Consider the following 14,100-nt stretch of genomic DNA (forward strand, 5'->3'; position numbering starts at 1 on the left):
GGGTTGTTCCAGCCGAACGTGCGGGTCCAGTCGGTGAGTTCGGTGACGTCGAGGCGTTCGCCGGCGAACACGACGGTGCGCAGGGCGGTGCCGGTTCCGGCGTCGGTGCTGGTGGTGAGGGTGGTGGCGAGGGTGCGGAACGCGGAGGGGGTCTGGCAGAGCATGGTGATCTGCTCGGTGGTGAGCAGGTCGGCCATGTCCTGGGGGGAGCGGGCGACCATGGTGGGGACGACGACGAGGCGGCCGCCGTGGAGGAGGGCGCCCCACATCTCGAAGACGGAGACGTCGAAGGCGTAGGAGTGGAACAGGGCCCACACGTCGTCGGCGGTGAAGTCGATGCGTTCGCAGGCCGCGGTGAACAGGCGGGCGACGTTGGCGTGGGTGAGGCTGACGCCCTTGGGCCGGCCGGTGGAGCCCGAGGTGTAGATGACGTAGATCAGGTTGTCCGGACGCACGTCCGTGACCGGCGGGGTCGCCGGGCGGGCGTTGATCTCCGCCGCGTCGACGTCGACGAACACACGGGTCCCGGTGAACTCCAGCTCGTCCAGGGCGGAGTGGGTGACGAGCAGGTCGGCCTTGGCGTCGGCCAGCATGTAGGCGAGGCGGTCGGCGGGGTTGGCCGGGTCGAGCGGCAGGTAGGCGGCGCCGGACTTCAGGATGCCCAGCAGGGCCGGGATGAGGTCGGGTCCGCGTTCCAGGGAGAGGCCGACGATCCGCTCGGGGCCGGCGCCGAGGGCGGTGAGGTGGTGGGCGATGCGGTTCGCCCGCTCGTCCAGCTCCGCGTAGGTCAGGTGGGCCGAGCCGCTGGTCAGGGCGATGGCGTCCGGCGTCCGGGCGGCCTGGGCGGCGAACAGCTCGTGGACGCAGTCGTCCACCGGCTGCTCGACGGCGGTGTTCCAGGTGTCGAGCAGCAGCTCACGCTCCGCGGCCGGCAGGAAGTCGATCGCGGAGAGCCGGGCGTCCGGCGTCGCGGTGAGGCCGGCCAGCAGGTTCAGGTAGTGCGCGGCCATCCGCTCGATCGTGCCCCGGTCGAAGAGGCCGGTGGCGAAGCAGAGCCGGGCCTCCAGCGGCCCGTTCACGCCGTCGGTGATGTCCAGGGTGAGGTCGACCTTGGCGATCCGGTCGGCGGACTCGGGGCGCACGGTCAGGCCGGGCAGCTCGAAGGCGGGCGCCTGGTGCTCGCGGAGGATGAAGTCGACCTGGTACAGCGGCGTGCGCGAGAGGTCGCGGTTCGGCTGCAGCTCGTCGACGAGGCGGGCGAACGGCACGGACTGGTGCTCGTAGGCGTCCAGCATGGTGCGGCGGCCGGTCGCGAGCAGCTCGCGGAAGGTCGGGTCGCCCTGCCAGTCGAGGCGGTTGACCACGACGTTGATGCCGTAGCCGATCAGCCGCTGGAGCTCGGGGCGGGCGCGGCCGGAGACGGTGACGCCGACGGGGATGTCGGTGGTGCGGGTGTAGCGGGAGACCAGCGACTGGAAGGCGGTGAGCAGGACGACGAACCGGGTGACGTCGTTCTCGGCAGCCACCCGCTGGGCCCGCTCGGCGAGTTCGGCCGGGATCGTGAAGGTGACGGCGTCGCCGGCGGACTCGCGGCGGGCGGGGCGGGGGCGGTCGGTGGGCAGGTCGATGATCGGGACGTCGGACAGCCGGCCGCGCCAGTAGTCGAGCTGGCGGTCGAGCACGTCACCGCTCAGCTCCCTGCGCTGCCAGGCGGCGAAGTCGGCGAACTGGACCGGCAGCGGGGCGAGCGGGGAGGGCGCGCCGGTGGTGAACGCGGTGTACAGGGCGCCGAGTTCCTCCGCGAAGACGCCCATCGACCAGGCGTCGCACGCGATGTGGTGGAAGGTGACGACCAGGATGTGCCGGTCCTCGGCGAGGGCGAGCAGCCGGGCGCGGACCGGCCAGTCGCGCTCCAGGTCGAACGGGGTGACGATCTCCTGCTCGGCGAGCTCCCGGGCCCGCGCCTCGCGGTCCTGGACGGGGACGTCCGCCAGGTCCACGACGGGGAACGGCGGGGCCGCGGGAGCGTCGACGATCTGGACCGGCTCCTCGCCGGCCAGCAGGTAGCGGGTCCGCAGGATCTCGTGGCGGGCGACGATCTCCGTCCACGCCGCGCGCAGGGCGGCGCGATCCAGCGTCCCGTCGAGCCGCAGCGCCAGCGGTACCAGGTACTCGGCGCTGTCGGGCTCCAGGCGGTTGAGGAACCACATCTGCTGCTGACCGAACGTGACGGGCAGCGGCTGGTCCCGATCAACCGTGGTGATCAGGGACCGGCGACCGCCCCGCTTGCCGGCCAGCCGGCGCCGCAGCAGCTCCTCGCGCTGCGCTGCCACGTCCTGCTTGGTCGACTTCATGTCGCCGGTGTTCATTCCTAGTTCTCCTTGGAGTTCGTGGCGGCGGCGCCGGCCGTGGCGGTGCTGGGGGCGAAGAGGTCCGACTCCGCGATCTCGGAGTCGCTCAGCTGCTCGATCTCGGCCCTGATCTGGTCCTCGATCGCCGCGGCCAGACGGCCGACGGTGGGCTGGGCGAAGACGGTGCCGATGGAGAGGTCGATGTCGAACTCGTCCTGGAGCTGGGAGGTCATGCGGATGGCCAGGATCGAGTGGCCGCCGAGCGTGAAGAAGCTGTCCTGCACGCCGACCCGGGGCAGTCCGAGCAGTTCGGCCCAGATCTGGGCGATCCGCTCCTCGGTGGGGGTGGTGGGCGGCTGGAAGCCGTCGTCCCCGGCGTCGATGTCGGGCAGGGCCCGGCGGTCGACCTTCCCGTTGGCGGTGAGCGGGATCCGGTCGATCACCGTGAGGGCCGACGGGACCATGTAGTCGGGGAGGCGCTCGGCGAGCGCGGCCCTGACCGGTTCGAGGTCGACGGGCCCGGTGCCGTCCGTGACCAGGTAGCCGACCAGCGACTTCTCACCGGTGGTGCTCTCCCGGACGATCACCACGGCGTCGCGGACCGGTGCCAGCTCCGACAGTACGGCCTCGATCTCTCCGAGTTCTATGCGGTATCCGCGCAGCTTGACCTGGGTGTCCATGCGGCCGAGGAAGGAGATGCTGCCGTCGGAGAGCACCCGGGTCAGGTCGCCGGTGCGGTAGAGGCGGGAGCCGGCCGGGCCGTAGGGGTTCGGGACGAACTTCTCGGCGGTCAGCTCGGGCCGGCCGTGGTAGCCGCGGGCCAGGCCCTCGCCGCCGACGTGGAGTTCGCCGGCGACGCCGACCGGGACGGGCCGGCCGGCCCGGTCCAGCACCAGGGTGGTGGTGTTGGGCAGCGGGCCGCCCAGCGGTACGGCGGCGGCCTGCGGCCGGTCCACGGGGTGCACGGTGGAGCCGATCGAGGCCTCGGTCGGTCCGTACTCGTTGATCAGCCGGCCGGGGCCGAGGGCCGTGAGCCAGCGGTTGGCGAGGCGGGCGGGCAGTTCCTCGCCGGCCACCAGGACCAGCCGGGCCAGTGCCGACATCCGGTCGTCGGTCAGCTGGTCGGTGAGCAGTTCGAGGTGCCCGGGGGTGAGCTTGACGAAGGCGTACGGCGCACCGGCCAGCAGCGTCTCGCCGAGGGTGGCGAGATCCAGGTCGGCGGGCAGGACGTGCACCGCGCGGCCGGTGATCAGCGGCACGTACAGGTTGGTGGCCGGCAGGTCGAAGGCGATGGAGCTGAACAACGGGGCGCCGCCCTCGGCGCCGTTCAGGTCGCGGGCCGCCCAGCGCAGGTGGTTGGCCAGGCCGCGGTGGTGCACCATGACGCCCTTGGGGCGGCCGGTGGAGCCGGAGGTGTAGATCGCGTAGGCGAGCAGCTCCGGGTCCCCGGAGCGGGCGGGCCGCTCGGCCGGGCGGGCCTCGACGGCGGCGCGGTCGGCGTCCAGCAGGACGAGGGCGCCCTGGTGGCCCGCCGTGGCGGAGGCCTGGTCGGAGGTGGTGACGAGCAGCGGCGAGCGGCAGTCGGAGAGGACGTGGCGCAGCCGCTCGGCGGGCAGCGACGGGTCCAGCGGCAGGTAGGCGGCGTCGGCCTTCCATATGCCGAGCAGGGCGGGGACGAGCTCCGGTCCGCGGGCCAGGCAGAGGCCGACGACGGTGTCGGGGCCGGCGCCCAGGGCGATCAGGTGGTGGGCGATGCGGTTGGCCCGCTCGTCCACCTCGGCGTAGGTCAGCCGGGTCTCGCCGGCGATCACGGCGACGGCGTCGGGGGTGGTCCGGGCCTGCTCCTCGAACAGGTCGAGGGTGGTGCCGGCCGGCCAGTCGGCGTGCTCGCCGGTGCCCCAGCCGGTGAGCTGCTCGCGGTCCCGCTCGGCCATGATCCCGGCGGCCGCGAGGGTGACGGCGGGCTCGGCGGTGACGGACTCCAGCAGGCGCAGGAAGTGGTCGGCCAGCCGCTCGACGGTGGTCCGCTCGAACAGCGCGTCGGTGTACTCGAAGGCGCCGCTCCAGGTGCCGTCGGCCTCGCTGCGGACGTAGAGGGTGAGGTCGGTCTTGGCGACCTGGCGGGCCGGGTGGAGGTAGTCGATGTCGGCGCGGTCGGGCATGCCGCCGATCAGCTGGCCGTCGTGCAGGTTGAAGGCGACCTGGTAGAGCGGGGTGCGGGACTGGTCGCGCTCGGGGCGCAGCTCGTCCACGATGTGCTCGAAGGAGAGGTTCTGGTGGGCGAAGGCCTCGCGGCAGACCACCCTGACCTTCTCCAGGGCCTCGGTGAAGGTCAGGCCCTCCGCCAGCCGGCAGCGCAGCACCAGCGAGTTGAGGAAGAAGCCGACGGTGCGGTCGACCTCGGGCCGGGTGCGTCCGGCGACCGGGGTGCCGATCACCACGTCCCACTGGCCGCTGAGCCGGGCGAGCACGGTACCGAAGGCGGTCAGCAGCGTCATGAACGGCGTGGCCTCGCGGCTCTGGCCGAGGTCGGTGACCGCGGCCATCAGGCGCTGCGGGATGTCGAAGGTGACGACGTCGCCGTGCGGGTCGCGCTTGGCGGGGCGCGGGTGGTCGGCGGGCAGCTCCAGCGGGACGAGCCCGTCGAGCGCGGTGCGCCAGTAGGCGAGCTCGTCGGCCAGCCGCTCCTTGGAGTGCCACTCCTGCTGCCAGCCGGCGTAGTCGGCGTACTGCACCGGGACGGCGGGCAGCCGCGGGGTGACGCCGGCCCGCAGGGCGGCGCACAGCTGGTGGAACTCCTCCTCCAGGACGGCGGCCGACCAGCCGTCGCAGGCGATGTGGTGGATGGTGACGAGCAGCAGCTGCTCGTCACCGTCGGCGGGGGTGCGGGCCAGGGTGGCGCGCCAGAGCCGGCCGGAGGCGAGGTCGAAGCCGGTCTCGAACTGCTCGCGGAAGAGCTCGACGATCCGCTCACGGCTGCCTTCGGCGCACCGCAGCTCGATCGGCAGGGTTTCGCCGATCTCCTGGAGCGGTTCGCCGTCGACGACGGTGTAGCGGGTGCGCAGCGCCTCGTGGCGGTCGGCGAGGGTGTCGAGCACCAGGCGGACGGTGTCGGCCTCGACGTCCCCGGGCAGCCGCAGGAACAGCGGGGCGGTCCACTCCGGGCTGGGCTCCATGGTGTCGAGCAGCCAGATCCGGCGCTGGCCGTACGAGAGCGGCAGCGGCCGGTCGCGCGGCACCGGGGTGATGCCGGCGGCGGTCGGCCGGGCGTCCGCGAGCAGGGCGACCTGCTCGCGGACGGTGACCGCGCCGAACAGGTCGGCGAGCACGATCGGGGTGCCGGTGGCCGCGTGGAGGCGCTTGGCCAGCTCGGTCATGATCAGCGAGTAGCCGCCGAGCTGGAAGAAGTTGTCGTCCAGGCCGACCTGCGCCACCTCCAGCAGCTCGGACCAGATCCGGGCCACGGTCCGCTCGACGGCGGTCACGGGGGCGACGTGGGCGGGGCGGCCGGGCGCGGTGTCGGCGGGCGCGGCCTGCGGGCGGTCGGCCTCGTCGAGCAGCTCCAGGACGCCGTCGCCCTGCCAGCGGACCAGGTCGCCGGTGGCGTGCATGCGGCTGCCGGTGGTGCCGTAGACGGCGGGGCGCAGCCGCTCGGCGGTGGTGCGCGGGTCGTCGAGGTAGCCGGCGCCGGCGCCGAGGCCGGCCGCGTTCAGCCGGCCGGGGACGCCCGGCGGGACGAGGTCGCCGTACTCGTCGAGGACGAGCAGCGGGATCCGGTCGATCGGGCGGCCGAGCAGGGTGTTCGGGCCGGTGCGGTCCGGGTCGACGGTGTGGGCGGTCACCGCGAGGGCGCCGTCGAGCAGGTGGACGCTGCACACTTCCTCGGCGCCGGCGGCGGTCAGGGCGCGCGCGGTGCCGGCGGTCAGCCCGGCGCCGGCGGCGAGCACCAGACGGGGGGCGGTGCCGGGCCGCAGGTCGGCGGCGGCGAGCAGCGCGGGCGCGCCGGCCAGTACGGTGGCCCGCTGCTCGGCGGCGACGGCGGCGAGGCCGGCGGGGTCGGTCACCGGGACGGCGGTGGCCCCGGCGGCCAGCGCGGCGAACAGCGGGGCGAACCAGCCGTCGGTGCCGCCGGCGCAGAGCACCCGGTCGCCCGGCTCCAGGCCGAACTCCTCGACCAGCCAGTCGATCTGGTGCAGTACGGCGGCCTGGTCGAGGACCAGGGTGCGGCCGGTGGCCGGGTCGTGGCGCAGCCAGGCGGCGTCGGTCGGTCCGGCGGGCCGGCCGGGGTGGTCGGCGGGCCGGTCGGCGAGGTCCCGCGCCAGCGCGCGGGGGCCGACGACCCGGGCGGCGCCGTGCCGCTCGGGCGCGTCCTCGTCCAGGGTGAGGACGAGCTCCACCCGGGCGGGCAGGGAGCCGAGCGGGAGGTCGGCGGGCAGGGGCAGGACGGCCGCGCCGGCGCGCCAGATGCCGAGGGCGGTCCGCGCGAACGCCGCCCCGGGGGAGAGGCGCACGCCGACGACGCCGCCGGGCGCGATGCCCGCCTCGGCGAGGAAGTGCGCCAGCCGGCCGGCGTGCTCGTCGAGCCGGCGGTAGTCGGCGCGGTCCTGGTGGTCGGACACGGCGATGGCGTCGGGAGCCCGGCGGGTCGAGCTCGCAATCAGGTCGTGCAGGGAAGGCCGCGGGGTCACGAGAGCTCCTCGCTCGGTGTCACGGTGGGGTGGGCGGTACGACGACGCGCGCTCTCCCGCGGCGGCCGGTGGGGGCCGCCGCGGGAGAGCGGGGTCGTTCAGTTGGCGGCGGCCTGGGCGGCCATCCGGGTGCGCAGGCTCAGCGGGCGCATGTCGGTCCACACCTCGCCGATGCGGGTGAGGCACTCCTGCTTGGTGCCGCCGGTGCCCTCGGCCCGCCAGCCGTCCGGCAGGGCGCGGTCCGCCCACCAGATCGAGTACTGCTCCTCGTCGTTGAGCACCACGAGGTAGCTCTGCTCGTCGACAATCTGCTCAGCCATGACGCTCCCAGGTCGGTTGAGGCCGGTGCCGCCATGGGCGGCTGGATGCACGGGACGGCCGAGCTGTTGGGCGGGCCGGCTGCCCGCACACTCGTCCGACTGCCCGGGAAGTCTGCGGTGGCCCGCTATAGACGCTCTATACCGCCGGATCCGGCCGTCGGCGTGCCTTCCGGCGCAGGTCACGAGGGGTGCGCGGGCCCCGGATCGGGGCGGTCCGGGGCGTGGTGGAAATCACGATTGCTTATATCGAGGGGTTTGCGGTGGCCGAAAAATGCCCTTCCGCCACCCTGGGTGTCCATTACTTGACTTCATGTCATTCGATGACAGAAACTCGACCGGGGGCGTGCAGGGAGTGACATTTCCGTGGCTCGGCCCAGCCGGGGGGCAGCCATATTCAAGGCCCCCGTGTGAAGAAGTTCAGAGATTCCTCGGGGGACGTTTCACCATGTCAGACCTGCTTCGCGTGATCAGACCGCGTCTGTGTCCAGCCTCTCCGCATTCCGACTGTCCAATGTCGACTGATTCTTGACGGCCCATCAGACCACCCTCCCTGGACAATTGGATTCACGGCAATGCTGGAGAAGCTGGGCCTCGGTGCCGAGGCCGGTTCGGTCTACAAAGAAATGCTCAAGGATCCGCAGAGCGGACCCGCCGACATCGCCGGCCGGCTCGGCTGGACCGAGGCCCGGGTGCGGTCGTCCCTGGACGAGCTCGCCCGCCTCGCGCTGCTGAGACCGTCCTGGCAGGACCCGGGCGTGCTGAAGCCGGTGGAGCCGGAGGTCGGGCTGCGCTATCTGCTCGACCGCCGGGAGGCCGAGCTCCAGCGGCGCCTGCTGGAGATCGAGCAGGGCCGTCGTGACCTCGTCGAGGTGGTCGCCGAGTACGCCAACCTGACCCGGTCCTCCCGCAAGAGCGCGGACGTCGAGGTGCTGGAGGGGATCGACTCGATCCGGCTGCGGATCGAGTCGCTGGCGACCGGCTGCACCGAGGAGGTGCTGGGCTTCGTCACCTCGGGGGTGATGTCCGAGGCGAACATCGAGGCCAGCCGCCCGCTGGACCTGCGGGTGCTGCGCGGCGGGGTCCGGCTGCGCTCGATCTACCTGGAGAGCATCAAGAACGACAACAACACCATTGCGTATGCTCATTGGCTGACGGACCAGGGCGCCCAGGTGCGCGTCGCGCCGACGCTTCCGCCGCGCATGGTGATCTACGACCGGTCCACCGCTATTGTTCCGGTGGACCCCGAGGAGACCCGCAGGGGCGCCCTCGTGCTGCGCGGCCACGGAGTGGTCGGCGCGCTGTGCGAACTGTTCGAGCGGGTCTGGCAGAGCTCCCTGCCGGTCGCCTCCGAGCCGGAGGCTCCGGTCGGCCGGGAACAGCCCGAACTGTCCCCGCGATCGCAGGCCATCCTGGTCCTGCTGGCCAAGGGCGCCACCGACGAGATGATCGCCCGCAGGCTCGGCGTCTCGGTCCGCACCGTACGGCGCGGCACCGCCGAGCTGGCCGCCCAGCTGGGCGCCAAGACGAAGTTCCAGGCCGGGATGATGGCGCTCCAGCACGGCTGGGTCGATCCCGCCCTGCTCTCCTGACACCGGCCGCCGCCGGACCCGGACCCGGGGCCGGCGGCGCTCGGCCCGGTCGGGAGCGTCGGCGGCCGGCCGGGCCGGGAACGCCGGTGCCGCGCCCGGCTGGACCCACCCGCCGCATCCCCGTCCTCGCGGGCCGGGCCGGCCGCCCCGTGCCACCGGGGGTGTAGCCAGCCATACCCCGGGACTGAATCCCAGGCCATTGAGCCGCACCCACCCCGACTGATGGGCTGAGACTATGAACGCCACGGACTTTGCCGTTGAACTCCGATCGGTCTGCCGGACCTACCGACGCGGACCCGAGCCGGTCGTCGGCCTGGACGACGTGAATGTCGGATTCCCCTTCGGGACCTTCACCGCCGTCATGGGCCCCTCCGGCTCCGGCAAGTCGACCCTGCTGCGGTCCGCCGCGGGCCTGGAGCCGATCGACCAGGGGGAGGTACGGGTCGACGGCACCGCCCTGGGCGGCCTGCGCGACAACGACCTGACCGTGCTGCGCCGGGAGAAGATCGGCTTCGTCTTCCAGTCCTTCAACCTGCTGCCCGCCCTGACCGCGGCGCAGAACGTGGCGCTCCCGGCCAAGCTGGCCGGCCGGCACCCCGCGCCCTCCGAGGTGACCGCCGCGCTGGCCGTCGTCGGCCTCGCCGAGCGGGCCGGACACCGGCCGGGCGAGCTCTCCGGCGGCCAGCAGCAGCGGGTGGCCATCGCCCGCGCGCTGATCACCCGCCCCGCGGTGCTGCTGGCCGACGAGCCGACCGGCGCCCTGGACACCAAGAGCGGCCGCGAGGTCCTGGCCCTGCTGCGCTCCATGGCCGACGAGCCCAGCCGCGCCGTGGTCATGGTCACCCACGACCCGGTCGCCGCCTCCTACGCCGACCGCGTGGTCTTCCTCCGCGACGGCCGGCTGGCCGGCTCGCTGGAGCGGCCCACCGCCGAGCAGGTCGCCGCCCGGATGACCGCGCTGGAGGCCGCGGCATGCTGAGCCTCGCCCTCGCCACCATCAAGCTGCGCTGGGCCTCGTTCGTCGGCAGCTTCGTCGCCCTGGCCTGCGGTGTCGCCCTGATGGCGACCTCGATCCTGGTCATGGCCGCCACCTCGGACATCCCCGACCAGGAACGCCAGCGCTTCTCGCAGGCCCCCGTCCTGGTGTCCGCCTTCCACACCCTGGACTTCAGGCGGGACGACGGCGACGTCTCCCCGACCCCGGTGGCCAAGCAGCAGGGCCTGCCGGCCGAGCTGATCGCCGCGGTGGCCGCCACCGGCCGGACGGTCGAGGACCGCACCTTCTACGCCCAGCTCGCGGACGGCCCGCACGACCAGGTCGGACGCGCCTGGTCCAGTGCGGAGCTCGGCGGCTACCGGCTGACCGCCGGCTCGGCGCCGAGCACCGACGAGCAGATCGTCATCGGCGGCGGCAGCCCCGACCTGGTCGGCCGGCGCGTCCAGTACGTCACCGCCGACGGCCTGCACAGCGCGACGGTCTCCGGCGTCACCGAGGCGGAGCCGTTCGAGCACGCCGTCTTCTTCACCGACGCGCAGGCCGCCCGCTTCTGCCCCGCCGTCGGCGTGCTGGCCGCCTTCGGCCCCGTCGACGCGGTCCGCCAGGCGGTGGCCGGCGCCGGCGGCGCGACCACCGCCCGGGTGCTGACCGGTGCCGAGCGCAGCCAGCTGGACCCGCACCACATCGACGTCGCCGGGCAGCTCGACAACGTGCAGACCCCGCTCGGGCTCTCCGCCGCGGTCTCCGGCGGCACCGCCGTGTTCGTGGTCGCGGGCACCTTCGCGCTGTCGATCGCCCAGCGCCGCCGTGAGCTCGCCCTGCTCCGCCTGATCGGCGCCACCCGCAAGCAACTGCGCACCCTGGTCAACCGGGAGGCCCTGCTGGTCGGCCTGCTGGCCTCCGTCACGGGCTGCGTGCTCGGTGCGGTCGGGGCGCCGCTGGCCGGCCGCTGGCTGATCGACCACGACATGGTGCCGGCCGACTTCACCGTCCCGATCAGCTGGTGGGGGCTGCTCGTCGCGGCCCTGATCGGACTGCTGACCGCGATGGCCGGCGTGGTGCTCTCCTCGTTCAAGGCCGGACTGGTCAGCCCCGGCGAGGCGCTGATGGAGGCCGACGTGGAGCGGCGCTCGCGGGTCGCCCTGGCGGTCCGCTGGATCAGCGGCCTGCTCGTGCTCGGCGGCGGCATCGCGGCGCTCGTGGTGGTGGCCCGGACCTGGCCCGACGCCGCGGCCAGCGCCGCCGACTCGCTCGGACTGCTGCTGGCCGTCGTCGGCGGCTGCGTCCTGCTCGCGGGCGTGCTGGCCACCCCGGTGATCCGGCTGCTGACGGTGCTGCCCACGCTCTCGGCCCGGCTGCGCGGCCGCCCCGCCGAGGACGGCGGCGGCATCGTCTGGGCCACCGCCCGGCAGAGCGCGCTGACGGCCTTCCGGCGCACCGCCGCCACCACCACCCCGGTGGTGTTGGTCGTCGCCTTCGCCGGCTGCCTGCTCGGCAGCGTCGACACCATCAACCGCTCGAAGGTCACCGAGGTCCGCGGCCAGCTGGCCGCCACCGACTTCGTCGTCGCACCGGCCGGCACGCCCGGGCTGAGCCGGACCGTGGTGGACCGCGTCCGCGCCGTCCCCGGCGTGCGGAGCCTGGTCATCACCCCGACCCTGGTGATGGCCGACCAGGACGGCCAGGCCCTGGTCGCCTTCCCCGCCGCGACGGCGGACGCCGCCGCGCTGGCCGAGGTCGACCGGCTCCCGGTCGTCGAGGGCTCGCTGGCCGACCTCGGCCCCGACTCGATCGTGCTCAGCCGCACCTGGCCCGGCTCGCCGCGGACCGGGCAGCAGGTCCCGGTCTGGCTGGCCGACGGCACCCCCCGGACCCTGCGGGTCGCCGCCGTCCTCGGCACCGGCGCCGAGACGGTCCAGGCCTGGGTGACCGGGCACAACGCCGTCACCGGCGGGGTCGGCGGCCAGGCCCTGGCGAGCCAGATCCACCTGCGGGTGCTGCCCGGCACCGACCGGCAGCAGGCCGCCGACGCCCTGCGGACGGCCGTGCAGGGGCTGGGCGCCAAGCTCGCGACCTCGGAGGAGACCTGGTCGGCGGCCACCGACAGCAACGAGGAGGCCTCCTGGAACGCCCTGCTGATGATCCTCGGCCTGGCGATCTGCTACGCGGCCATCGCGCTGGCCAACTCGCTGGTGATGACCGTCGCCGACCGCAGGAAGGAGCTGTCGCTGCTGCGCCTGGCCGGCGCCACCAAGGCCCAGGTGCTGCGCACCGTCGCCGTCGAGACGATGCTGTGCGTGGCGGCCGGGACGTTCCTCGGCCTGCTCGGTACCGCGATCAGCATCGGCGGCTCCTGGGCGGCCCTGACCAACCTGGTCGGCCCGACGCCCGCGGTGGTGCCCTGGGGCACGATGGGCGTGCTCGCCGCCTGCTGCGCGGCCATCGCGCTCGTCTCGGCGGTGCTGCCGGCCGCGCTCGCGCTGCGCGACCGGGACGGCCAGGGCATCCTGCGCGGGGCCGCCGGTTCGGCCTGACCACCCCGCCAGCGGCTCCAAGTGCCGGGAACTCCAAGGGAGTTCCCGGCACTTTCGGTTTCCGGAGGCGGTGCCGGAGCGGCCGGCCCGGCGGCGTATAGGGGCGTTATAGCGAGGCTGCGCAGACTGGCCGGGAATCCCATCCCACCGTGAACTCGGGAGCGTCATGGCTGAGCAGATTGTCGACGAGCAGACCTACCTGGTGGTGCTCAACGACGAGGAGCAGTACTCGATCTGGTGGGCGGACCGCGCCCTGCCGGACGGCTGGCGGGCCGAGGGCACCGGCGGCACCAAGCAGGAGTGCCTCACCCGCATCGGCGAGGTGTGGACCGACATGCGCCCGCTGAGCCTGCGCACCCGGATGGCCGCCCAGGCCGCCGCCAACTGACCCACCACCGACTCGTCCGGGGAGGCCGCACGCCCGCTGGGGGCGACGCCGGCCGCCCCGGACGGTGATGTCACCGCCAGCTACCCGCCCGAAGTGGAGCAAGTCGAAGTGTCAGGATCGCGGATCGATGCGAGCAACCCCGTACTGACCGGCGAGCTGTTCGCAGCCCGGGCGGCGGCCACTCCGACCGCGGTCGCGGTGGTGGTCGGTGATGTCGAGCTGACGTACGGGCAGGTGGCGGAGCGGGCGGCGCGGTTCGGTGCCCTGCTGCGGGCGGCGGGTGTCGGTCCGGAGAGCGTGGTGGGTGTGTGCCTGCCGCGTGAGGCGGATCTGGTGCCGCTGCTGCACGGCGTCTGGCTGGCGGGTGGGGCGTATCTGCCGATCGATCCGGCGCTGCCGGGTGAGCGGATCGACTACATGCTGGCGGACTCGGGCGCGGCGGTGCTGGTCACCGTGAGCGGTCAGGCGGTGGAGTTCGCCGGGACCAGGATCGACCTGGACACGGTCGTGCTCGACGAGGTCCCGCCGGTACCCGCTTCGGGCGCGGTGACGGATCCGGAGCAGTTGGCGTACGTGCTGTACACGAGCGGTTCGACGGGGCGTCCGAAGGGCGTGATGATCGGGCACGGTGCGCTGCACAACCTGCTCGCCTCGATCCGGGACGACCTGGGGGCCCAGGGCCGTACGGTGTGGCTGGCCTCGACGTCGGTGTCGTTCGACATCTCGGGTCTGGAGCTGCACCTGCCGCTGGTCACGGGTGGCCGGGTGGTGCTGGCACGGGACCACGAGGCGAAGGACCCGGCGGCACTGATCGCCCTGATCGGGGCCCACCGGGTGACCCATGTGCAGGCGACGCCGTCGGCGTGGCGACTGCTGCTGGAGGCCGGCTTCGACGACTGGACGGTCACCGCCCTGACCGGCGGCGAGCCCCTCCCGGCGCACCTCGCGACCCGGCTGATCGAGACCACGCAGCGGGTGGTCAACGTCTACGGTCCGACCGAGACCACCATCTGGTCGAGCTTCTGGGACGTCCCCGAGGAGCCGGAGACCATCGCCGTCGGCCACCCGCTGGCCAACACCGGCCTGTACGTGCTGGACGAGCGACTGCGGCAGCTGCCCCCCGGAGTGACCGGCCAGCTGTTCATCGACGGTGACGGGGTGGCCCGGGGTTACCACGGGCGGGCGGACCTCACGGCGGAGAGGTTCCTGCCGAACCCGTACGGGGCGGCGGGT

The 14,100-nt window shown here is 73.7% G+C and carries 8 protein-coding genes; 5 read left to right on the top strand and 3 right to left on the bottom strand.

The genetic code is table 11. The features are described from left to right. The 3 genes from ACZ34W_RS37680 to ACZ34W_RS37690 form a co-directional block, all read right to left on the bottom strand. Positions 1-2,369, bottom strand: a 2,369-nt coding sequence (locus tag ACZ34W_RS37680) for a condensation domain-containing protein (protein WP_465610878.1), incomplete at its 3' end; no start/stop codon positions are given. A 2-nt stretch (positions 2,370-2,371) separates the two neighbouring features. Further along, the gene (locus tag ACZ34W_RS37685) at positions 2,372-7,039 is read right to left on the bottom strand and encodes an amino acid adenylation domain-containing protein (protein WP_465610880.1); all 4,668 of its coding nucleotides are present in this window, start codon (positions 7,037-7,039) and stop codon (positions 2,372-2,374) included. Between the two features lie 98 nt (positions 7,040-7,137). Then, positions 7,138-7,359, bottom strand: coding sequence for an MbtH family protein (locus ACZ34W_RS37690; protein WP_329488965.1), 222 nt, complete (start codon positions 7,357-7,359; stop codon positions 7,138-7,140). A gap of 572 nt (positions 7,360-7,931) precedes the next feature. Here ACZ34W_RS37690 and ACZ34W_RS37695 point away from each other — a divergent pair. The 5 genes from ACZ34W_RS37695 to ACZ34W_RS37715 all read left to right on the top strand — a co-directional run. After that, positions 7,932-8,948 carry a helix-turn-helix transcriptional regulator gene (locus tag ACZ34W_RS37695; protein ID WP_465610882.1) on the top strand — a complete coding sequence of 339 codons (1,017 nt, stop codon included), beginning with the start codon at positions 7,932-7,934 and terminating at the stop codon, positions 8,946-8,948. A 235-nt stretch (positions 8,949-9,183) separates the two neighbouring features. Beyond that, positions 9,184-9,927: an ABC transporter ATP-binding protein gene (locus ACZ34W_RS37700; protein ID WP_465610884.1), complete on the top strand. Its 744-nt coding sequence runs from the start codon at positions 9,184-9,186 to the stop codon at positions 9,925-9,927. Next, positions 9,921-12,479, top strand: coding sequence for an FtsX-like permease family protein (locus ACZ34W_RS37705; RefSeq protein WP_465610886.1), 2,559 nt, complete (start codon positions 9,921-9,923; stop codon positions 12,477-12,479). Before ACZ34W_RS37700 ends, ACZ34W_RS37705 begins: the two co-directional genes overlap by 7 nt. 166 nt (positions 12,480-12,645) lie before the next feature. Further along, entirely contained in the window at positions 12,646-12,867 is a 222-nt protein-coding gene (locus tag ACZ34W_RS37710; RefSeq protein ID WP_329488969.1) for an MbtH family protein, read from the top strand. A 93-nt stretch (positions 12,868-12,960) separates the two neighbouring features. Then, positions 12,961-14,100, top strand: a 1,140-nt coding sequence (locus ACZ34W_RS37715; protein ID WP_465610888.1) for an AMP-binding protein, incomplete at its 3' end; no start/stop codon positions are given.

Source organism: Kitasatospora sp. NPDC022856 (assembly GCF_055561235.1).

Bases quoted from the DNA above. Each gene is read 5' to 3' on its own strand.
- ACZ34W_RS37690 (WP_329488965.1), bottom strand. From the start codon at position 7,359: ATGGCTGAGCAGATTGTCGACGAGCAGAGCTACCTCGTGGTGCTCAAC.
- ACZ34W_RS37695 (WP_465610882.1), top strand. From the start codon at position 7,932: ATGCTGGAGAAGCTGGGCCTCGGTGCCGAGGCCGGTTCGGTCTACAAA.
- ACZ34W_RS37700 (WP_465610884.1), top strand. From the start codon at position 9,184: ATGAACGCCACGGACTTTGCCGTTGAACTCCGATCGGTCTGCCGGACC.
- ACZ34W_RS37705 (WP_465610886.1), top strand. From the start codon at position 9,921: ATGCTGAGCCTCGCCCTCGCCACCATCAAGCTGCGCTGGGCCTCGTTC.
- ACZ34W_RS37710 (WP_329488969.1), top strand. From the start codon at position 12,646: ATGGCTGAGCAGATTGTCGACGAGCAGACCTACCTGGTGGTGCTCAAC.